Below are 20,948 nucleotides of genomic sequence, written 5' to 3'. Positions count from 1 at the left end.
AACCGGCAAGATTTGGAGTATGAACATGGCTGCCGTGCAGGAAACAATCGATCAGGTTCGCCTAATCGATGTGGACCAGTACAAATACGGTTTTGAAACCGTCATCGAAGTGGACAAGGCGCCAAAGGGTCTTTCGGAAGATATCATCCGTTTCATCTCCGCCAAGAAGCAGGAGCCGGAATGGATGCTGGAATGGCGTCTTGACGCCTATCGTCGCTGGCTGACCATGGAAGAGCCCACCTGGGCGCGCGTCGAATATCCGAAGATCGACTTCAACGATCTCTATTATTACGCAGCTCCGAAAAGCAGCGCCGGCCCGAAGTCGCTCGAAGACGTCGACCCGGAACTGTTGAGGGTCTACGAGAAGCTCGGCATTCCGCTGCGCGAACAGGAGATTCTGGCTGGCGTCGAGACGCCGCGGGTCGCCGTCGACGCCGTCTTCGACTCGGTTTCGGTCGTGACGACCTTCAAGAAGGAACTGCAGAAGGCCGGCGTGATCTTCATGTCGATCTCCGAGGCGATCCGCGAACATCCTGAGCTGATCAAGAAATATCTGGGCTCGGTCGTTCCGACCTCGGACAATTTCTATGCGACCCTGAACGCCGCCGTGTTCACCGACGGTTCCTTCGTCTTCGTGCCGAAGGGCGTGCGGTGCCCGATGGAGCTGTCCACCTATTTCCGCATCAATGAAAAGAACACCGGCCAGTTCGAGCGCACGCTGATCATCGCCGAGGAAGGCGCTTACGTTTCCTACCTCGAAGGGTGCACGGCGCCGCAGCGCGACGAGAACCAGCTTCACGCCGCCGTGGTCGAGCTCATCGCTCTCGACGACGCGGAGATCAAGTATTCGACGGTGCAGAACTGGTACCCGGGCGACGCCCAGGGCAAGGGCGGCATCTACAACTTCGTCACCAAGCGCGGCGATTGCCGCGGCGCCCGCTCGAAGATCTCGTGGACGCAGGTCGAGACCGGTTCGGCGATCACCTGGAAATATCCGAGCTGCATTCTTCGTGGCGACGATAGCCGCGGCGAGTTCTATTCGATCGCCGTTTCCAACGGTTATCAGCAGATCGACAGCGGCACCAAGATGATCCATCTCGGCAAGAACACGTCGAGCCGCATCATCTCCAAGGGCATTTCCGCCGGCAATTCGAACAACACCTATCGCGGCCAGGTATCGATCAACCGCCGGGCTTCAAATGCACGCAACTTCACCAATTGCGACTCGCTCCTGATCGGCGACCAGTGCGGTGCCCACACCGTGCCCTATATCGACGTGAAGAACGCATCGGCACAAATCGAGCACGAAGCGACGACCTCGAAGATTTCCGAGGACCAGAAGTTCTACGTCATGCAGCGCGGYATTCCCGAAGAGGAAGCCATCGCCCTGATCGTCAACGGCTTCGTCAAGGACGTCATCCAGCAGTTGCCGATGGAATTCGCCGTCGAGGCCCAGAAGCTGATCGGCATCTCGCTCGAAGGCTCCGTGGGCTGATGGCCCGCTGTCCGAATATCGCGCACTGACGCGTCACCGAATAAATCCGGAAGGATAAGAAACATGCTTGAGATCAAGAACCTGCACGCCCGTATCGCCGAAGACGGCACCGAGATCATCCGCGGCCTGAACCTCACCGTGAAAGCCGGTGAAGTTGCTGCCGTCATGGGCCCGAACGGCTCCGGCAAGTCGACACTGTCCTATATCCTCGCAGGCCGCCAGGATTACGAAGTCACCGAGGGCGATATCCTCTATAACGGCGAGAGCATCCTGGAACTCGACCCGGCCGAGCGTGCGTCCAAGGGCATCTTCCTCGCCTTCCAGTATCCGCTCGAAATCCCGGGCGTCGCCACCATGCAGTTCCTGAAGGTTGCGATGAACGAGCAGCGCAAGGCGCGCGGCGAAGCGGAACTGACGACGCCGGACTTCATCCGCCGCGTCAAGGAAGCTGCCGAAAAGCTGAAGATCGACCAGGCCATGCTGCGCCGTCCGCTCAACGTCGGTTTTTCCGGCGGCGAAAAGAAGCGCGCCGAAATCCTGCAGATGGCGCTGCTCGAGCCAAAACTTTGTATCCTCGATGAAACCGATAGCGGCCTCGACATCGACGCGCTGAAGATCGTTGCCGATGGCGTCAACGCTCTGAAGTCGCCGGACCGTGCCACGATCGTCATCACCCATTACCAGCGCCTGCTCGACTACATCGTGCCGGACACGGTCCACGTGCTCTACAAGGGCCAGATTATCCGCTCCGGCGACAAGGCGCTTGCGCTTGAGCTGGAAGAGAATGGCTATGCCGATATCATCGGAGAAGCGGCTTAAGCGGCCCGAAGGGAAGGATGTTGTCATGAACATGCAGACGACAAGCCGCCTCACGGCTGCAGAAACCGCGTTGGTCGAAGCCTTCGGCACGCAGATCGGCGAACTGCCGGGCAATGGCGCCGTGATCGGCACGCGCGACAGGCTTCTGGACGATCTCAAGAAGTCCGGCCTGCCGACCCGCCGCATCGAGGCCTGGCATTATACCGACCTCAAGAACCTGCTGCGTAGCGTCCCCGAAATGACGCTGGTTTCCGCCATTGATCCGATCGCGCCGCTGGTCGAGGGCTCGAAGGTGCTTTCGATCCTGCAGGGTGATGCGGATGCGAAGGCCGCCGTTGACGGCGTCGAGATCACGCTTTTCAAGGACAGTCTCGCCGACGGTTCGGCCGCTGCCGGTCTGACGGCGCTAGACAGGGACGACGCGATCGGCCGCATCAACGGCAGCTTCGTGCGTGATGGTTACGCGGTCACCGTTCCGGCCAATACGGAACTGGATGCGCCGATCGAACTGCAGGCGCTGCACGGCGCCGGCCAAGTTCATACGCGCTTCCCGGTCTCCTTCGGCGCCGCTTCCAAGGCGACGATCATCGAGCGTCACCGGTCGGTGGCTGAAGGTTCAGCGCTGGTGTCCTCGATCAGTGACATCGCGCTGGAGGACGGCGCTGACATCACCTGGATCATCCTGCAGCAGCAGGCTGCAGAGGACACCCATCTCGGCCAGATCCGCGTAAAGCTCGGCACTGATGCCAAGCTGCGCCTGTTCGTCAYCAATGCCGGCGGCAAGCTGGTGCGCCAGGAACTGCGCATCGACGTGGCCGGCGAGGGTGCCGAACTGACGCTGCGCGGCGTCAACCTGCTCGGCGCGGAAAGCCACACCGACGTCACGCTGGTTCTCGGCCACAACGTGCCGAACACCAACTCGACGGAAATCATCCGCAACGTCGTGTTCGACCGCGCCAACGGCGTCTTCCAGGGCATGATCCGGGTCGCTCCGGACGCACAGAAGACAGACGCCAAGATGTCCTGCAACACGCTTCTGTTGACCGACGATGGCGGGTTCTCGGCCAAGCCCGAGCTCGAAATCTTCGCCGACGACGTGGTCTGCGGCCATGGCGCGACGGTTGCCGATATCGAGAGCAGCCATCTCTTTTACCTGATGGCGCGCGGCGTTCCGGAAAACAAGGCGCGGGCCATGCTGGTCAACGCCTTCGTTGCCGAGATCGTCGAGGAACTCGAGGAAGAAAAGCTGGTCGAGGCGCTGGAAGGCGTCATCTCGGCCTGGCTTGAAAAACACGCCTGAGAAGGGGCCTGACATGGACCAGAGTGCACCCTCGACGACCTACGATGTGGAAGCGATCCGCCGGGATTTTCCGATCCTGTCGACGATGGTGCACGGCAAGCCGCTGGTCTATCTCGACAACGGCGCCTCGGCCCAGAAGCCGCAGGTGGTGATCGACGCGATCAGCCACGCCTATTCGAGCGAATATGCGAACGTCCATCGCGGCCTGCATTTCCTCTCGAATGCCGCGACCGAAGCCTATGAGGCGTCGCGCGAAAAGGTGCGCCGGTTCCTGAATGCCGGTTCGGTGGACGAGATCGTCTTCACCAAGAACTCGACCGAGGCGATCAACACGGTCGCCTACGGCTGGGGCATGCCGAATATCGGTGCCGACGACGAGATCGTCGTGACGATCATGGAGCACCATTCCAACATCGTGCCTTGGCATTTCATCCGCGAGCGGCAGGGCGCCAAGCTCGTCTGGGTGCCGGTCGACGACGAGGGTGCCTTCCATATCGAGGATTTCGAAACGTCTCTCACCGAAAAGACCAAGCTCGTCGCCATCACCCATATGTCGAACGCGCTCGGCACCGTGGTTCCGGTCAAGGAAGTCTGCCGCATCGCCCACGAGCGCGGCATTCCGGTCCTGATCGACGGCAGCCAGGGCGCCGTGCACATGCCGGTCGATGTCCGCGACATCGATTGCGACTGGTACGTGATGACCGGCCACAAGCTTTATGGCCCGTCCGGCATCGGTGTGCTTTACGGCAAATCGGATCGGCTAAGGGAGATGCGGCCGTTCCAGGGCGGCGGCGAGATGATCGTCGACGTCACCGAGGATATCGTTACTTACAACGATCCGCCGCATCGTTTCGAGGCGGGTACGCCGCCGATCGTCCAGGCGATCGGGCTCGGTTACGCGCTGGACTATATGGACAAGATCGGCCGCGCCGCGATTGCCCGCCACGAGGCGGATCTGGCCGCCTACGCTGCCGAACGCCTGCGGGCCATCAACTCGCTGCGGATCATCGGCAATGCGCCCGGCAAGGGCGGCATCTTCTCTTTCGAGCTTGCGGGCATCCATGCCCATGACGTCTCGATGGTGATCGACCGCAAGGGCGTGGCGGTCCGCGCCGGCACCCATTGCGCCATGCCGCTCTTGAAGCGCTTCGGCGTCACCTCCACATGCAGGGCATCGTTCGGCATGTATAATACCCGTGCCGAAGTGGATGCGCTGGCCGATGCGCTCGACTACGCGCGAAATTTCTTTGCTTGAGGACTATTGCCATGGCCGCCGATGAAACGGAATTGAAGTGGGACGCCCGCGAAGGACTGATCCAATCCGCTATTCCGGCCGATGAGTTGGCGCGATTGAGCGACGACGTGATCGGAGCGCTGAAAACGGTCTATGATCCGGAAATCCCCGCCGACATCTTCGAACTCGGTCTGATCTACAAGATCGACATCGAGGACGACCGCATGGTGAAGATCCTGATGACGCTGACGGCACCCGGCTGCCCGGTCGCCGGCGAAATGCCGGGCTGGGTGGAAAACGCCGTCGGCGCCGTAGAAGGCGTGTCCGGCGTCGAAGTCGAGATGACCTTCGATCCGCCGTGGACGCCGGAGCGCATGTCCGAAGAAGCGCAAGTTGCCGTCGGCTGGTATTGATCGATTAATCGGTCGGTACTACATTTGAATCGTGAAACACCGGACCTTGAATCCGTGTGCGGAAGGAGAATGAGCCCATGGGCTTCGCCATTATGACCATGACCGATGCCGCCGCGACCCGCGTCAAGCAGCTCGTCGCCAATTCCGGAACGGAGGCAAAGGGCCTGCGCGTCGGGATCAAGAAGGGCGGCTGCGCCGGCATGGAATACACGGTCGATCTCGTCACCGAGCCGAATGCGAAGGACGATATGATCGAGCACGACGGCGCGAGCGTCTGGATCGAACCTTCCGCCGTGCTTTATCTCCTCGGCACCCAGATGGATTTCGAAGTCACGCAGATGCGCTCAGGCTTCACCTTCGTCAATCCGAACCAGACGTCTGCCTGCGGCTGCGGCGAGTCGGTCGAACTGAAGCCTGCGGATCTCGCTGCGCTCGCAAAGCAGCGCGAAGCCGAAGTCCACGCCTGATTACCTCATGAATTCGTCAGATAGGCGAGGAGTGTCTCCATCGCTCTTCGCGCCGCTTCGACGTCGCTCGCCCGGATGGCGCGGATGACGGCGACATGCTGGGTCACCGCCTGATCCAGCCGTTCGATAGAGGCCGTCGAAAACCACCGCCGCCGCGAATGGGTCTGGAGCGGCGCCAGCGCCGAGGTCAGGAACCGGTTGGGACAGGCCTCCTCGAGGGTCTCGTCAAAACGCTTGTCGGCATCCAGGAAGCCGTGAATGTCACCGGTCGCCGCTGCGGCACCCATTGCCTTGGCGCAGTCGAGGAGGGCGGTACGTTGCTCCTCGTCGGCATGTTCCGCCACCAACGCTGCTGCAACGGGTTCGAGCTGGCGCCGCACCTGCATAATGCTCTCGTGGTCGCTCTCGATGATCTCGGTGACCTGCAGACCGACGCGCGGGCGCACCCGCATCAATCCCTGCCATTCGAGTTTCTGGATCGCTTCGCGCACTGGCGTGCGGCCTTGTCCCGCAAGGCCGATGAGCTGCTTTTCCGTAACCAGCGCACCGGGCGGCAGCTCCATGGTAACGATCAGGGTTTCAAGCCGGTGATAGGCCTGTCTGCTGAGCGGTTCTGCTTCGGATGCCATGGTGATCCTCTCTGATATATCAGACGGTGACATGTCGCATTTGGAATGGCAAGCCGAGCTGATATATCAGTCTGCGGTATTCAGTTGTTCGTCGGCGTTCTTGACGGCCAGAGGCGCTTTGGTCATTCGTGGCGGAGGGCTTCGATCGGATTGAGCTGCGCCGCACGCCGGGCCGGAAAATAGCCGAATACCATGCCGATCGCCGCCGAGAAGGCGAAGGCGAGCAGGATGATCGTTGGGCTGGCGACGAAGGGCACGCCGAGGAAGCTCACGACGCCATAAGCAAGCGCAAGGCCGGCAATGATGCCGCTGACGCCGCCGAAGATCGACAGCATCACCGCCTCGACGAGGAATTGGGTCAGTACCTGTCGCTCGAGCGCGCCGATCGCGAGGCGAATGCCGATCTCGCGGGTGCGTTCGGTGACCGAAACCAGCATGATGTTCATGATGCCGATGCCGCCGACCAGCAGGCTCACGGCCGCGACGGCACCGAGCAGCCCGGTCAGCAGCACCGTCGTGCCGGTCATCGCCGCGGCGATCTGCGACATATCGTTGACCGAGAAATCGTCATCGCGGCCAACCGCAATCCTGCGCCGTTCGCGCAGCAGGCTTTCGACATCCGACTGGACTTTTTCGGTTGCCACACCATCCTGCGCCGACAGGATGATGCTGCTGATCGTCGTCGTCCCGCCGATCCGCCGCTGGTGGAGTTTCAACGGCATGATGACCGTGTCGTCCTGGTCGTCGCCCATGCCGGACTGGCCCTTGACGGCGAGCACGCCGACAACCGGGCAGGCGACATTGCTGACGCGGATGTTCTGCCCGATCGGGTTGGCTGCGCCAAAAAGTTCCTTGCGAACAGTTTCGCCGATGATGCAGGCAGCCTGGCTGCCACGGTCCTCGTTGGCGAGGAATGACCGGCCGAGCGACAGATCCCAGTCCTGGGCGATCAGATAATCGTTGTTGGTGCCGATCACGCTGGACGAATGGTTGGCGCCGCCGGCAATCACGGTCGCCGTGCCGCGGTTCACGGGCGCCACGGCGCGAAGTCCGGCCACCTGTTCCTGGATCGCCAGGACATCCTTGTCGTTGAAGCGCTTGGCCTCGCTGCTGGCGCGTCCCGGCCCCCATTGGCCCGGGCGGACGAACAGCGTGTTGGTGCCGAGGCGAGAAAGCTCGGCCTGGACCTTCGCCGTCGTGCCGTTGCCGACCGTCACCATGGCGATGACAGCCGCGACGCCGATCACCACGCCGAGCACGGTGAGGAAGGAGCGCAGCATGTTGCGGCTGATCGCTCGCCAGGCCAGTTTCGCTGTTTCAAAGAACATGATCATGCTCCTTCACCTGCGCCTGGTCGGAGGCGAGGCGTCCGTCGACGAAGCGCAGGAGCCGTTTGCCATAGGCGGCGATGTCCTCTTCGTGGGTGACCATGATCACGGTGATGCCGTTATCTCGATTGAGCCGGGTGATCAGCTCCATGATCTCGGCGCTGGTCCTGGTGTCGAGATTGCCGGTCGGTTCGTCGGCGAGCAGCACGGCGGGATCGGTGACGATGGCGCGTGCGATCGCCACACGCTGCTGCTGACCGCCCGACAGTTCCTGCGTTGTATGGCCTTCGCGGCCCTTGAGACCCACCTGTTCCAGCGCGATCATCGCGCGGCTGCGCCGTTCGCGGTGATCCATGCCCCGATAGACCAGCGGCAGTTCGACATTTTCGACGGCGGATGTGCGGGCGAGCAGGTTGAACCCCTGGAACACGAAGCCGAGCATGTGACGCCGCAGCAGCGTCTGCTGCGCGCGGTCGAAGCCGCTCGTCGGAATGCCCTGGAACAGATATTCGCCGGATGAAGGCACGTCGAGCCCGCCGATGATGTTCATCGCGGTCGACTTGCCGGAACCGGACGGACCCATGATCGACACGAACTCGCCCGCCGTGATCGACAGGTCGATATGATCGAGGGCACGGATCGTCGCTTCGCCGTGCCCGTAGAATTTCGAAACCTGTCTGAAGGCGATGATGGGAGGAAGCGTCATCAAAACCCTCCTCAGCTCGCCCGGGCGACGGCGTCCGTGATCAGCAGATCGCCTTGCTTGACCTCGCCGGATTTCAGCACCGTGAACTGGCCGTCGGTGGGGCCGGTCTCGACCTGTACCCGCGTCGGCGCGCCTGCGCGCAGAACCCAGACGGCACGACCCGCTCCCGAAGCATCGTCGCCGCCGCGATTGCCGCGCGGACGCGGCGGCGCAAAAAGCCGGGTGAGGAAATTGCCGCGGCTGCGCGCCGTCGTCGGCGGCGAGTAGCGCAGCGCCGCATTCGGCACGAGGAGCGCGTCGGTGACCGATTGCACGGTAATATCGGCCGTTGCCGTCATGCCGGGACGCAGCAGCAGGTCGGCATTGTCGAACGTCAGGATCGCCTTGTAGGTGACGACATTGGAGACGGTTTCGGAGGCGAAGCGCACGGTCTGGATGGTGGCCGGAAAGTTGCGATCGGGATAGGCGTCGACAGAGAATTTTGCCGCCTGACCCTCCTGCACATGGCCGACATCCGCCTCATCAACGGCGACCTGCAGCTCCATGCGCTTTAGGTCGCCGGCAATGGTGAAGAGCACCGGCGCATTGAGCGAAGACGCGACGGTCGCCCCCGGATCCACGGCGCGGGTCAGCACGATGCCGTCGATCGGCGAGACGATCTTGAGCTTCACGAGGTTGAGTTCCGACAGCCGCAGATTGGCTTCGGCGGAAAGAACAGACGCCTCGTTGACGGCCTTGGTGGCGAGCGCCGAATCATAGGTGAATTTCGCCGCGTCCAGTTCCTGCTGGGTGGAAATGCGGTTGCTGACGAGGCCGGTCAAGCGGTCGAACGAATTCTTGGCCGACGCTGCTTCTGCTTCGGCCTTCAGCACGTTGGCTTTTGCCGAGGCGAGTTGAGCGCGGGCGCTCTGGACATCCGCTTCCTGCTTGTTGGTGTCGAGTTCGGCGAGCACGTCGCCCTGTTTGACAGTGCTGTTGTAGCTGACATTAACCTTGCGGACGGTGCCGGACAGCTCGCTCGATATGTCCACCTGATCGGTCGGCTGGACCGAGCCTGTCGCCGTGACGATGACCGAGAGGCCGCCGCGCTTGGCCGGCTGCGTCATGTAATCGTAGCGCGGGCCTCCACTGCCCGAATAGCCATAGGCGCCCGCCGCCACCGCAACGAGAACGACAAAGACCGTCGGCCAGATCCAGCGACGCTTTTTGCGTTGGCTTCCCGAGGTGGCCAGAATCGCGGCGAGATCGGGCGTGCCGCTGGTCTTTGCTGCCGGGTCGGGGGTGTTCTGCACGTTCAACGGCCTGTCCTTTGCTGGGTAGCGATACAACCAGGGCTAAATCTCTCGCTGTGCCGTCATGGGGCGCAAATCCGCCCGAAGCATGGTCGCGGGGCGAAATTCTTATGCTCTCTCAATGACATAAAACCGGAAATGGTAAAACTTAAATATCGGTAATACACGTGTATCGAAGAATACCGGCCATTTCATCAGCCTTTAACGGTAGCGTGGTAGCAATAACCAACCCAATTAATGGGTAGAGGGGTAGTATTGTGGTTAAGAAATTCTCAACATTAGCCGGCGCTTTCGCAGCTATTCTGATGTCCGCAGGTGCTTCGCATGCTGCAGACGATCTTGTGTTCACGCTGATCAACAAGACAAAGGGTACACTTGAGCGCTTTTACACTTCACCGGAAGGTGTGGACAACTGGGAAGAAGACGTTTTCGGCAACGACGTGCTGGAGCCCGGCCAGAGCATCAAGATCACCATCCGCGATGGCCGCCGTACCTGCAAATACGACATGCGCTTCGAATTCTCGGAGGATTCCAAGCTCGAAGACATGGAAGACACGCAGGACTTCTGCAAAATGGGTACTTACACCCTGCACCAATAACCTTTGCCAGCGGCGTGTTTTCGAAAGGTCCTGCCTTTTTGAAGAGGCATGCATCGATATCTTCATTCACGCGTTGTCGGAGCGCTGAAAAGGAGATTTCCCATGATCGATGCTGCAAGAATCAAGGAACACGCTGAAGTCATCGGTGCGGATGGCGTCCATGTTGGAACGGTCGACCGCGTCGAAGGCAGCCGTATCAAGCTGACCAGGAAGGACAGCGGTGAGGGTGGCCATAAAGGCCACCATCACTTCATTCCGCTTGAACTCGTCGCCGATATCGAAGGCAACAGGGTTCGCCTCTCGGCCGATGGCGATGTCGCAGTGACATTCGAAGAGGAAGAGAGCGGCAAGGGTGTTCATTGATTGGTAGACATGAAAAAGCCGGCGCCTCGAAAGAGACGCCGGCTTTTTCGCATGTCAGATCCCAACTTCAGGCGTCTACGTCATTGTGTCGAACCGGGGACGCCGAAGCGTTCGGGCATGAAGGCGGTCTCTGCCGGTGGGCCGCTAAGGCGGTCCGACTTCGCGGTCACGGTCGGTCCGGCAGGATGCATCAGGAGGGCGACGACAAGGCCACCCGCAATCGCAGATCCCAAGGCAATCAGGACATTCTGGGCGCTCATGGCAACGACTCCTCTATTGCCTGACAACACCCTGAAAACGGGAAGGTTCCGGGCAAAACCGGAACCTTCGGATCAATGTCGCGTGACAGGCAATCAAGCTTTCTCGCGGGCCGTCTTGAGCGCCGTTGCCCACCAGGAAAGATCGTCCAGCATGGTCTTTACGCCGCTTGACGCGATCGGATCAGTTCTGAGCCGAGAGTTCCGCGGGAGTGGCAAGAATATCGCCGCTACCTAGCGATTGATCCGCATATTTGAACGCCAGGATGCTGAGCACCGAAACGATCATGACGATGAATATGATGCGCATGCAATGCTCCTTCGGCCGAACAAACGTCTTATGCTCATCAAGGTTCCGGCGGGGAGGAAAGTGGGCAAAGCAAAGAGACGCCGCCCGGTCCGGAAAACCGCGCGGCGCCGAAAAAATGGAGGGTGAGTCGGGCCTCAGCCGATCGAGAAGGGAACCGCGACGAAGGTCTGGTTTTCGCCACGCTGGATGAGAAGTAGAACTGACTTGCGCCCGGACTTGCCGGCTTCGGCAACCGCCGTCTTTGCATCCTTGGCCGACTTCACCGGCTGCTGATTGATCGAGATGATGACGTCTCCCGGCTGCAGGCCGGCATCGGCAGCCGGTTTGTCGGGGGCGACGCTTTCAATCACTGCGCCGTTTTCCCGACGGGGCAGGTTGAGGGCCTGGCGGATGTCCGGCGTGATGTCGGCAAGACCGATGCCGATGGTCGGAACGCGCTGGGCACCCTGCATGGACTTGTCGCCGTTGTCAGCGGAAGCCTGCTGCTGGTCTGGCTCGTTGCCGCCGACCGTGATGCTGAGGTTGCGGTTTTGACCCTGACGCCAAACGGTCAGGCCTTCCTTGGCACCGGGCGTCAGGTCGGCCACCATGCGCGACAGGTCCCGCGGAGATTTGACCGCCTGGCCGCCGAGCGCGGTGATGACGTCGCCGGTCTGGATACCGGCCTTGGCAGCCGGCGTGCCGTCGTTGACATTGGCAACCAACGCGCCTTCCGGCTTGTCGAGGCCGATGGCGCTCGCCACATCCGCCGTCACCGGCTGAATCTGTACGCCGATGAAGCCATGCTCGATGGAGCCGTCCTTCATTAGCTTGGCGACGACCTTCTGGGCCTGGTCGGACGGGATGGCAAAGCCGACACCGACGCTGCCGCCGTTCGGCGAATAGATCGCCGTGTTGATACCGACGACCTTGCCTTCGAGATCGACCAGCGGACCGCCGGAATTGCCATGGTTGATCGGCGCGTCGATCTGGATGAAGTCATCATAGGGTCCGCTGTGCAGATCGCGGCCGCGCGCCGAAACGATACCGGCCGTCACCGTCGTGCCGATGCCGAACGGATTACCGATCGCCAGGATCTGGTCGCCGGCATTGAGCTTGTCCGAATCGCCCCAGGCGATGGTGGCCAAGGGCTTCGGCGCGTTGATCTTGATGACCGCGAGGTCGGATTTCGGATCGGTGCCGATCAGCTTGGCAGGCACTTCCGTGCCGTCGTCAAGCGTCACCTTGATGTCGATCGCATTGTCGATCACGTGGTTGTTGGTGACGATGTAGCCGTCCGCCGTAACAACGAAACCGGAGCCGAGAGCCTCCGCCCGCGGAGCCTGGCGCTGCTGCGGCATCTGGCGCGGCACGGGAATGCCCTGCTGGCCGAAGAACTGTCGGAACTGCTCGTCAAACGGGGAATTGTCGCCGAAGGGCGAGCTGTCGTCCGAAGCGACGTTCTGGGCCTTCATCGTGGTGATGATGGTGACGACCGCCGGCTTGTCGGCCGAAACGATCGGGGCGAACGAGCCGCCCGGAGCGACGATGCCGGAAACGGAGCCGGTGACGGAGGTTGCCATGGTTGCCGCATGGGCCGCGTTGGTGCCGAGAATGACCGGCACGGAGAGCGGCACCGCAACGATGGCGGCGCCGAGAAGGGCAACGATTCGGTGTTTGCGAAGGATATTGGACATGGAGGTCTTCCTTTCAATCTGCAGCCTTGGCGCCGGGAGGCGGGCGCATCAGGGCAAAGAAGATCGAAGCCGCGTGATGGAGCGCGCACGGCCGATCGGTTGGTTTCGAAGATTCACGATGCTGAAGAGTCGGCGAGGAAAGCCGCTACTTCAGAAAGCCTGATCACCGGGACATAGGTGAAGCGGAGTGAACGCCGGGCGATCGAAGTCGATCCTCGGGCGGGCCGGTGAGGTGCATCACCGGGCAGGGCGCCGGTGGTGCCGGGGAATGCTGGTTTATCGGGACAAGCGAGCGCATATGGGCACCACCTTCAGCAAACGATCTGAAACTGGCTCTGCCGTCACGGCATTTCCGGCCGTCGGCATCACTCAGTCCTGAAGATGAAAATACGCCAGGAGACGTCGAAGGTCAGCTTAACAATAAATAAGGTTCGGAATGCCTCGTCCGCCGAATTTCGGGCCTAATCTTAGGCTCCGGAGATTTTCTCCATCCAGCATACATAGAGATTTCAAATGCTTGGCGCGGTTATCCGAGTTTTCATCTGTCCGCCGGCTACCGCTGCGAAGGTGAATAGGTGGTAATGATTGGTGTTCGCTCTCAACATGAGCAAATTGTAATCGATAAGGAGTGGCTTTTCGCCCTGCAATTCCGCGTGTCGGATTTGAGAATGGACGGCCGACGTGATCTCGTGGCAGCGACGTGACGTCAATCGGTCGCCCGACCCCGTTCTAAAACTAACGGCAGTCGCGTCCTGATCGGCTTGTGACAGACCGGCTGGATTTCGTCCACCCACATTTTGACAGGCCGATCACACCGATTCTATCCGCCAAGGCGGAACCGGTGGCGCCCGCAGCCTCACCCACGCGTCAGACTATAGCGATCACATTGGCATTGGCTAATTAGGGCAATCGGCTGATTGGGCTGCTTTGATCTAAATGGTGAGAGCGTCGGGGTTCGAACCCGAGACCTACTGATTAAAAGTTAGTCGTTTTTGGTTTTTGGCACCCTGCTTTCCCGATCGGCCGACGTCAATCTCAGATTATAGAAACAGCAACATACTGAAATTACTTTGTTTTCCGCAATTGTTAACCGACCTCGCAGGAAAACTGCAAGGCTCGTGTCAACGATTTGGCTTTTCCGACGGCTGACCCTATGCTGACCCTCGAAAAAAGCAGGGTCAGGAGGGGCAGTTGGCTCGGGTCAGGATCGACGGGAATGTGATGGTCGCCGCGAAGAACGCGGCGAAGAAGCGGGAGAGCGTGGAGTATCGGGACACGGACGCGCCAGGCCTAGCGATCCGGGTGAAATCGGGGACGGCGTTTTTCTGGTGCATGACCGCCGACTTCAAGATTTCGATCGCGCCGGTCGCGTATTTCTCCCCAGAACAGCTGCCGACCCTCCGAGCGCTCATCCCGAAGATCAAGCACTGCAAGAAGGAGGGTAACGACCCCAAGCACTTGATTGCCGAGGTCGTAGGCGGCGAACACGATGTCGAAAAGGCTGAGAACAAGGCGGGCTTGAAGGATGGCGAATGGAGCTGGGAGATGCTCCGCGACGCGTATCTCGAACACGTCAAGAAGACCCTCAGCCATCGGAGCTACACGAATGCTGTGTCATCGCTCGGTGTCACGGAAGGCGGACCTATCTACCAGGACTTTAAACCGCTCCTGAAAATGCCAATCAAATCGATCACGCCTGACGACCTGAAAGATGTCATCGATCGTATCATCGAACGAGGGCGGGACAAGAAGGATGCGACCAAAAGCACGAACTACTCTCAAGCCATTTTGACTTACAGCGCGATCCGTACGTGTTTCTCGTGGGCCGCCAAGGAGAGAAAGCGATCCGGGCTCTCGGCCAACATTGCCAAGTTGGTCGACCGTCCGACGATGCCGACACAGGATGCAAAGGATATAGATCCCGACACCTTGGTCAAGGCGAGGTTAGCAAGCCCGAAGGTCCTCTATAGGTTTGCGTATCACTGGATGCACGAGGATCGCATTACCAAGGACTGCTCAAAGGCCGCGCTTCAGCTCCAGACGCTGACCGGTCAGCGTATCGCGACGGTCCTGCGAAGCTTCAAGAAACAGTTCGTGCGGACACCCCGGAAGCCGTGGGCATACGTCTGGGCGCTCGGGCCTGATAAAATGGGTGCCTTCCGCGCCATTCCGCTTCCTGAGCTGGCATCGTCGGTTGTCCACGAACAGTTGAGGAGGACGCGCGAGGACAACAAGTTCCTGTTTCCGCAATTGAAGAAAGGCAAGGGAAAGGACAATCGCGACGGCCATCTGTCGGACAGCACGATTTCCGACGTGACAGACCGCGCGAGGGCCGAGGGCGGCCCGCTGCCGAAGACCTTCGCGGGCAGCCACGACCTTCGTCGGGCATTCACGACGCATCTAGGCGACTGGACCAGCTTCGGGTTTGCCTCCGAAAAATCGGTCGAGCTAGTGACACACCGGAATGAGGGGGCTGAGAGCGTTTCCCAGGTGATCTACAACATGAACCCTCTGCTGCGGGAGAAGTTTAAGGTCTTGAAGGCGTATCAGGAGCTGCTCCTGCGGTCGTACGACCCAAAGTTCGACGGCGACTATTCCCCGTGGGAACTCGAGGACGCGTTCGAATACGAGAAAATGATGGCAGAGCACTCGGAAGAGTATTTCGACGAGATGCGGGCGGAGATGGAGGCCTCGTATGATCCAAGGGACGACCACGACCCCGACGACTGAGATGAAAAGGCCCTCTTTGGAGCCAGCCCATAGCTTAAATAAGTGTTCGCTTAGTCCTCGGTCTTCAGGTCCGATGGCATGATCTGCCATTTGCCCCATTGCTTAGGGATCATCCGTCTGATCAGGCGCTGATCTGAATCTTCGAGTTCGGCGCGGCTGAATGCGCGCTGCTGAGGTTGTTTTGAAAGCGCTGTGATCTCGTGAAGTCGTCCGAGAATTTCCTTCGTGAGAGCCTCATTCTTGACCAGCGCTGGCTTCGGAGTCGTCGACCGGCCGCACTCCCTCCAGAGCTTTGTGGTCAGGAACTTGTCGGCGTCGGGCGGCTGGGAGGCGAGTTTGAACATCCCTTGTTTCCGGTCCTCCTCGGAGGCTGTGGAGAAATGCTCGTCGAGCGCGATCAGATCGTCCTTCAAGTCCGAGCCCTTCACCATTATCTGACCTTCCTGGAAGAACAGCGGAGCAACTCGGAGGTGCAGCCTGTCGTTCGAAACGAAAAGTTTGGCGAACGGCAGATAATAGAGATATGCGACGTCCGTCCTGTTGCTCGGACGATCGGGCGAAATCATCTTTTTCGTCATCGCGAGATTGAAGAAGATGTCGACGAGCAGGCAATGAGAGAAATACGGTGCGTAGTCTGGCAGCGCCTTGTGCCCCGACGTCTTCCATCTTGCCTCCACGGCTCTCCACATAGCTGGGTCAAGACCGAGGAAGGAGTATCCCAGCTTCAGGTTCAGGAAGTGCTGGCCGTCCCGACGCAGTACATCCTTCGCGATCTCCAGCGCATGCTCCAGGCTCTTCGGCGACTCGTCGATCTGCAGCGCCCTCTTCGTGATCGTCGCCAGCGCGCCGTTGTCGAGGTCCTTCAGGCCCGCTCGCCATGTAACGGCGAAGTCCCGTTCGACGTCGTAAAAGCGCTCGCGCTGCCACCGATCAAATGCCTTCGATTCGGGTGTCTGCTCGCTTACCACTGTGATTTTTCCCCGGTGCATTACGGGGATACCACCTTCGATGACAGGCTGGCATCTCATCTGAACTGGTATGCCCAGAAGCTCGTTTAGGCAGAGAGCGCTGTGGGAGATATTCGGATACGAATGCATGACGGGGGTCTTGCGGGCCAAATCAGACACGACCTTTTCCCGGGTCCGCGTCTTCGGGTCGTCCTTTTCCAGGTCAGCCAGGACCTCGACGTAGAAGATTGGCGATATGATCGTCGAGAACATCAGGTCGAACAGCACCGCTTGGTCTACGCTGAGCATCTCCACAAACGACTTGTCGAATAACACAATTGGACCCACGAACGTCCTCCACTTTAGCGCGAAGCTACCACGGATGACTCGCGGACTGAAATGGAACGAAATAAGAACATAATGGAGTGTCGACGAGGCATCGATCTCAATCGCGGAGGACGTGGCCAGCCGATTTATGTTGGCGAGCTGGAGGACGTTGCGCGTGACGTCAGAGCGATGATGGATTAGGAATATATCGGAGGCCGCTGCTACCAATGTGAGCGCGAGGCTTGGCTCGACAGGTTGGACCTTCAGCGCGGAGATCGAGCACCATCTTATCTGCGTCGCCAAGCGCCTGCGCCGTCGGGCTTGCGGCAACAAAACCGGGAAACGGATAATCTTGGGAAGGCTGCCGCGCGACTAGCCCGCCAGCAGCCCTACAACTGCCACGACGACGATTGCAGTTAGATTCGCGAGCTCGGCATAGACTTCCCATATCGGCGCATTTTTCAGCTGCTGGCGGCGCACTTCGGCCAACCTGCGGTCTCGTCTCGACGTGAATGTGCTCGTGCCACCATCGAGTGAACTTGGGGTGTTTCATGGCTACCTCCTTCCTCGGGATAACGCGCAGCCTGGTACAGGAGGTCCGTTAATATTCCGATCGCCATTTTCAGAGCGTCGACTTGCCGGAGCCTAGCGAGCCCGGCATACCTTTTCGCCGACGACAACGAGGGCAGGCACATGGCGAATTTCGGAAATCCGGCAGGCGCGGCAGCAATGGGCAATATGGCGGGTATGGCCATGATCGCGGGCGGTGCAATGTCGGCGTTCCAAGGCCTAATGGCTGGTCTCGACGCCGTGAACGACGCGGTCTACACGCGCCGCTACGGCGATGCTCTCTCGAACGCGACGGCTCATGCCCGCGAGATGGAAAACCTGGCTCGCAAGGCGGTCGTAATGGTCGCCGAACTCGAAGCCGAAGCGGCCCAACTCCGTGAGGCGTGCTTGCAGCAGCAGGAAGTCATCGACGTTCTGATGGCGCGCGCTCAATGACCTTGACGGAGCGCGAATGGCAGCTCCTGCGGCGGGAATACGGCGACCTCGCCTACGAGCATCCCGAGCGACACCCGGAGATGCTGGCGCTGATCCGGCGTCCGAGGCTTGTGATAGACAACACGACGTCCAAAAAGTAAGGCCGCCTCCGTGGGCGGCCTTATCAGCTACGGCTTGACGGCTCGGAACGGTTCGCTCGACTTTGTCTTCTCGAGCTGAGCCTTGATTTTCCAGAGTATCCTCTGATGCTCCGTCATCGCCGGAGGCGGCAGTTGCTCGGCCTCGGGAGCGTCATTGTTCTTCATGATTTCCGGGACGCCTTGGATTGCATGCGGTACCCCGTCGATGAACTTCCGCACCTTGCCGATCGGAGCGGTCGCTATCGCCCTCAGGGCGGCGTCATCCATGGTCCGCAGCGCGACACGGACGGCAGGATCGAGGTTCTTAGGCAGCGGCGTCGTCGGCCGGTCTTCGCGATGAGTGGAGCAGAACCTCAGGACAGAGTCGATGCCGTCCCGATCGAGGGTATCAACGGCGGCCGCCGAGCGTCTTGCGTGAAGAAAGTCCTCGACGACATCAGACTTCGTCACCTGCGGTTCGAAGTGCGGCCTCGGAGCGCCGTTCCCGAACACGACGGAGAACGGCCAGCGGATTACCTGCTCCCCGAAATACAGGATTTCAGGGATCGAGTTGGATAGGTCCTTCCCGACCGACGCCAAGAACCTTGAAAGCGCTGCAAAGAATCTAGCAATCATTTAAGTCTCCCTTGCTGTCTCGGAAGAGTTGCTTCGTCGGCCGAAAACAACAAATCTCGTCGTGCCGATCGAGGTCAGTCTCGGACGAGAAACCGCGAATTTCTGCAGCGCCTTTGCGGGAAGGTGAAGCTAGCCTTCATGAAAAGAAGACGATTACGGCCGGATAGGTAGGATTCTGGCGAGGCGATCTGTTGACGGCGACCTTGTCGACCAGGGTCATTCCCTGGTCGTGGGAAAATAGGTCGGCAATGGCGATTTTCGTTGCCACCAGCGCCTTGAATCATATCCGAGAACCGGAGGTTAGCTGGGCTCGCCGTTTTCCGGGGGGCGGCCGGATGACTTACAATGCGGCCATGATGAGTTTCCTGACGTGCTTACCCATGGCGAATTCTCGCAGACGCTCGAGCGCTCGGAGGCTGGTTAGAACGCTGCCTCTGACCGTTTCGAAATCGAGAATATGATTGATCGCAGGCGTCTTCACGTTGACGAAGGCCATAGGCTTCGTCGGACGGACAATCATGTCGGGTTGCAGGTATGGACCTAAGGTCTCGGCCAGCTGCTCCGCATTCCTGGTGGCCACAGCAAGCTCACAGCCGATACCCTTGAACTTGTGGATCAGGCGAACGCTGTTGCCGCCATACAGAGGAGGGAAGTAAATCCAGCTGTCGTCCTTCCAGACGACATCCGGCTTGATCAGACGCAGTTGCGGGAATTCGGAGGAGGCGACCGCCCAGTAGTTCTGGTAGAACTCCATCATCGCGGTGTCTGGCGACTTCACATACCCCTTCCTGTAGTCCGCAATCGCGCTTTCGAAGACATGGCGCTTGAAGGCGAACTCGGGTCGGCCCGCGAGGAATCGACAATGACCTCGTAGGACAGGTTCGCGTCGATCTGCGAGAAATGCTCGGCAGCCAGCGCTTCATAGTAATTCCGCGGCGACATCAGAACCACTTTGAAGCGGTGCCACTGCCCGTTCAGGATGCCCGCTCTACCGCGCATGCGGTAGCGGGCAAACTGCCAGTCCATCAGGGGCGCTCGGACTTTGTTCTCTATGAGGATTGCAGACCGTCCGCCGGAACTTTGTACCACCATCTCGATGTCCGTTTCTCCCAACGATGTATCGGCAACTGAGCGGCGGATCGCCACCGGTCTAGCATCAAGGGGTTCGCCAGCAATCGCGAGAATCGCGGCCAGGAATTCCGGTGAACTGTGAATCAGGTCCATCGCCAAGACATCGGTGACGATTTCGTCGACGCGAGCGATGGTGTCGAATGTCAGGTAAGTCATGGTCGGCTCCAGGCTCTTCCAGCCCACTCGGACGTCAACATCCGTCGAGGGCTTCTATCCGTGATATCAGTGTTGGCACGTGACGAGGCGAGGGGATCTCAATCCCTTCCTCGAGTCCGAGTCGGGCCGACTATTGAGTTGCGATCATAGATCCTATTGGGCAGAATTGCCCTCTGACACAGGGGAGCGGGCGTCCTACAGAATGGTCATCCCTCGATCAGGAACACTCGGCGGGCTGCTTGTGGCAGCAAAGGTCAATACACTTGGAATGTTGCCTACATCAGCCCAGAAGTGAGCCCCCGCGACGATGGAGGCAGGGTATATTGTGCTGCTTACAGGTCTTGGCGAAACCTACGTCCGACAGGTTATGTGCAGCCGCTGGCGTCTTGACAGGTGTAATCCAGACAAGCTCATAAAGAGGTTCGCGAGAAATAAATGTTTGCATTGTCAAAGGGATAAAGCATGAGATGGTGAGAAGTGAGCGTGAAACTTAAAAACGCGCAACATCCTGCCGACCGCGTTACGGGCGTCCCCGGAGCCACCATGCGCGGCTCCCCCTATACCTGCTTCAGGTTGCTGGACTCGCATCCATCTGCAAAACTGTTTCATTCTCATATGGCCTTGGCGGTGAAACCTATCGGTGTATAGTTGACGGCATAATGCTGTGAGGGTGCCTTGAGATTCAGGTTGATACTGTTTGTCGCCACCGTGCTACTTGCTGGATCACAGCCGATCTCAAGCATGGCGCAAGGCGCGAGTCGTTCCGTCCGCGATATCCAGCAGGCTCTTTTCGAGAAAGGGTATGGACCAGGCACCGTCGACGGTGTCTGGGGGAAGAAGTCAATCGCGGCTCTTAGGTCGTTTCAACAATCTCGTGGGCTACCCGTTACCGGTGTAGTCGATGAGCGGGTAACGCGGGAGCTATTTCCGACACCGCCGTCGCCCGCGCCAGTCGTCCCGAAAGCCGATAATTCGCCGCGACCGGCGGCTGTACCGCAGGCCCAGTCAA

The 20,948-nt window shown here is 59.8% G+C and carries 22 protein-coding genes and 1 pseudogene; 12 read left to right on the top strand and 11 right to left on the bottom strand.

Annotation, left to right across the window (positions count from 1 at the left end; translation table 11 throughout):
• Window positions 1-25 precede the first annotated feature (25 nt).
• From sufB to sufA, 6 genes are all read left to right on the top strand, one after another.
• The gene (gene sufB, locus AC1D3C_RS07415) at window positions 26-1,495 is read left to right on the top strand and encodes a Fe-S cluster assembly protein SufB (protein ID WP_038549186.1); all 1,470 of its coding nucleotides are present in this window, start codon (window positions 26-28) and stop codon (window positions 1,493-1,495) included.
• A 63-nt stretch (window positions 1,496-1,558) separates the two neighbouring features.
• Window positions 1,559-2,314: a Fe-S cluster assembly ATPase SufC gene (gene sufC / locus AC1D3C_RS07410; protein ID WP_038542928.1), complete on the top strand. Its 756-nt coding sequence runs from the start codon at window positions 1,559-1,561 to the stop codon at window positions 2,312-2,314.
• A 25-nt stretch (window positions 2,315-2,339) separates the two neighbouring features.
• Entirely contained in the window at window positions 2,340-3,614 is a 1,275-nt protein-coding gene (sufD, locus tag AC1D3C_RS07405) for a Fe-S cluster assembly protein SufD (protein WP_477482452.1), read from the top strand.
• Between the two features lie 13 nt (window positions 3,615-3,627).
• Window positions 3,628-4,869 carry a cysteine desulfurase gene (locus AC1D3C_RS07400; protein WP_477482451.1) on the top strand — a complete coding sequence of 414 codons (1,242 nt, stop codon included), beginning with the start codon at window positions 3,628-3,630 and terminating at the stop codon, window positions 4,867-4,869.
• An 11-nt stretch (window positions 4,870-4,880) separates the two neighbouring features.
• Window positions 4,881-5,261 (top strand): SUF system Fe-S cluster assembly protein, encoded by a 381-nt coding sequence (locus AC1D3C_RS07395; protein WP_038542934.1) that lies wholly within the window; start codon window positions 4,881-4,883, stop codon window positions 5,259-5,261.
• 77 nt (window positions 5,262-5,338) lie between these two features.
• The gene (gene sufA, locus AC1D3C_RS07390; protein WP_038542936.1) at window positions 5,339-5,728 is read left to right on the top strand and encodes a Fe-S cluster assembly scaffold SufA; all 390 of its coding nucleotides are present in this window, start codon (window positions 5,339-5,341) and stop codon (window positions 5,726-5,728) included.
• 5 nt (window positions 5,729-5,733) lie between these two features.
• Here the strand turns inward: sufA and AC1D3C_RS07385 are convergent, their stop codons facing one another.
• The 4 genes from AC1D3C_RS07385 to AC1D3C_RS07370 all read right to left on the bottom strand — a co-directional run bounded on the left by AC1D3C_RS07385 (window position 5,734) and on the right by AC1D3C_RS07370 (window position 9,689).
• Window positions 5,734-6,357: a GntR family transcriptional regulator gene (locus AC1D3C_RS07385; protein ID WP_477482450.1), complete on the bottom strand. Its 624-nt coding sequence runs from the start codon at window positions 6,355-6,357 to the stop codon at window positions 5,734-5,736.
• Between the two features lie 122 nt (window positions 6,358-6,479).
• On the bottom strand, window positions 6,480-7,685 hold the full coding sequence (locus AC1D3C_RS07380) for an ABC transporter permease (protein WP_477482449.1): 1,206 nt from the start codon (window positions 7,683-7,685) through the stop codon (window positions 6,480-6,482).
• Window positions 7,675-8,391 (bottom strand): ABC transporter ATP-binding protein, encoded by a 717-nt coding sequence (locus tag AC1D3C_RS07375; protein ID WP_477482448.1) that lies wholly within the window; start codon window positions 8,389-8,391, stop codon window positions 7,675-7,677. The genes AC1D3C_RS07380 and AC1D3C_RS07375 overlap by 11 nt, the downstream gene beginning before the upstream one ends.
• 11 nt (window positions 8,392-8,402) lie before the next feature.
• On the bottom strand, window positions 8,403-9,689 hold the full coding sequence (locus AC1D3C_RS07370) for an efflux RND transporter periplasmic adaptor subunit (RefSeq protein WP_477482447.1): 1,287 nt from the start codon (window positions 9,687-9,689) through the stop codon (window positions 8,403-8,405).
• Between the two features lie 299 nt (window positions 9,690-9,988).
• Between AC1D3C_RS07370 and AC1D3C_RS07365 the strand changes: the two genes are divergently transcribed.
• Complete coding sequence (locus tag AC1D3C_RS07365) at window positions 9,989-10,282, top strand: hypothetical protein (RefSeq protein ID WP_247033066.1); 294 nt, start codon at window positions 9,989-9,991, stop codon at window positions 10,280-10,282.
• A 102-nt stretch (window positions 10,283-10,384) separates the two neighbouring features.
• Window positions 10,385-10,645 (top strand): DUF2171 domain-containing protein, encoded by a 261-nt coding sequence (locus AC1D3C_RS07360; protein WP_038542946.1) that lies wholly within the window; start codon window positions 10,385-10,387, stop codon window positions 10,643-10,645.
• Between the two features lie 80 nt (window positions 10,646-10,725).
• Here AC1D3C_RS07360 and AC1D3C_RS07355 read toward each other — a convergent pair whose 3' ends face one another.
• The 3 genes from AC1D3C_RS07355 to AC1D3C_RS07345 form a co-directional block, all read right to left on the bottom strand.
• Entirely contained in the window at window positions 10,726-10,905 is a 180-nt protein-coding gene (locus AC1D3C_RS07355; protein ID WP_038542948.1) for a hypothetical protein, read from the bottom strand.
• A 181-nt stretch (window positions 10,906-11,086) separates the two neighbouring features.
• On the bottom strand, window positions 11,087-11,212 hold the full coding sequence (locus AC1D3C_RS07350) for a hypothetical protein (protein WP_477482446.1): 126 nt from the start codon (window positions 11,210-11,212) through the stop codon (window positions 11,087-11,089).
• Window positions 11,213-11,346: 134 nt separating this feature from the next.
• Window positions 11,347-12,888: a DegQ family serine endoprotease gene (locus AC1D3C_RS07345; RefSeq protein ID WP_477482445.1), complete on the bottom strand. Its 1,542-nt coding sequence runs from the start codon at window positions 12,886-12,888 to the stop codon at window positions 11,347-11,349.
• A 1,191-nt stretch (window positions 12,889-14,079) separates the two neighbouring features.
• On the opposite strand from AC1D3C_RS07345, the gene AC1D3C_RS07340 reads away from it, so the two are divergent.
• On the top strand, window positions 14,080-15,618 hold the full coding sequence (locus AC1D3C_RS07340) for a tyrosine-type recombinase/integrase (RefSeq protein ID WP_477482444.1): 1,539 nt from the start codon (window positions 14,080-14,082) through the stop codon (window positions 15,616-15,618).
• A gap of 50 nt (window positions 15,619-15,668) precedes the next feature.
• Here AC1D3C_RS07340 and AC1D3C_RS07335 read toward each other — a convergent pair whose 3' ends face one another.
• On the bottom strand, window positions 15,669-17,195 hold the full coding sequence (locus tag AC1D3C_RS07335; RefSeq protein ID WP_477482443.1) for a hypothetical protein: 1,527 nt from the start codon (window positions 17,193-17,195) through the stop codon (window positions 15,669-15,671).
• A 390-nt stretch (window positions 17,196-17,585) separates the two neighbouring features.
• Here AC1D3C_RS07335 and AC1D3C_RS07330 point away from each other — a divergent pair, with 390 nt between their 5' ends.
• Window positions 17,586-17,897, top strand: a complete 312-nt coding sequence (locus AC1D3C_RS07330) for a hypothetical protein (RefSeq protein ID WP_477482442.1) — start codon at window positions 17,586-17,588, stop codon at window positions 17,895-17,897.
• Window positions 17,894-18,037, top strand: a complete 144-nt coding sequence (locus AC1D3C_RS07325) for a hypothetical protein (protein WP_247136849.1) — start codon at window positions 17,894-17,896, stop codon at window positions 18,035-18,037. Before AC1D3C_RS07330 ends, AC1D3C_RS07325 begins: the two co-directional genes overlap by 4 nt.
• Before the next feature lie 27 nt (window positions 18,038-18,064).
• On the opposite strand, the gene AC1D3C_RS07320 is transcribed toward AC1D3C_RS07325, so the two are convergent.
• From AC1D3C_RS07320 to AC1D3C_RS07310, 3 genes are all read right to left on the bottom strand, one after another.
• Complete coding sequence (locus AC1D3C_RS07320; protein WP_477482441.1) at window positions 18,065-18,652, bottom strand: hypothetical protein; 588 nt, start codon at window positions 18,650-18,652, stop codon at window positions 18,065-18,067.
• A 340-nt stretch (window positions 18,653-18,992) separates the two neighbouring features.
• On the bottom strand, window positions 18,993-19,430 hold the full coding sequence (locus AC1D3C_RS07315) for a hypothetical protein (RefSeq protein WP_477482440.1): 438 nt from the start codon (window positions 19,428-19,430) through the stop codon (window positions 18,993-18,995).
• Window positions 19,427-19,939 (bottom strand): hypothetical protein, encoded by a 513-nt coding sequence (locus AC1D3C_RS07310; RefSeq protein ID WP_477482439.1) that lies wholly within the window; start codon window positions 19,937-19,939, stop codon window positions 19,427-19,429. The genes AC1D3C_RS07315 and AC1D3C_RS07310 overlap by 4 nt, the downstream gene beginning before the upstream one ends.
• A gap of 741 nt (window positions 19,940-20,680) precedes the next feature.
• Here AC1D3C_RS07310 and AC1D3C_RS07305 point away from each other — a divergent pair.
• Window positions 20,681-20,839: pseudogene (locus AC1D3C_RS07305) on the top strand (peptidoglycan-binding domain-containing protein); the annotation flags it as partial.
• Between the last annotated feature and the right edge of the window lie 109 nt (window positions 20,840-20,948).

It is taken from the genome of Neorhizobium sp. P1_A6, assembly GCF_056406795.1.
The sequence above is the reverse complement of the archived record's forward strand: the minus strand, read 5'-3'. Positions and strand labels throughout refer to the sequence as shown.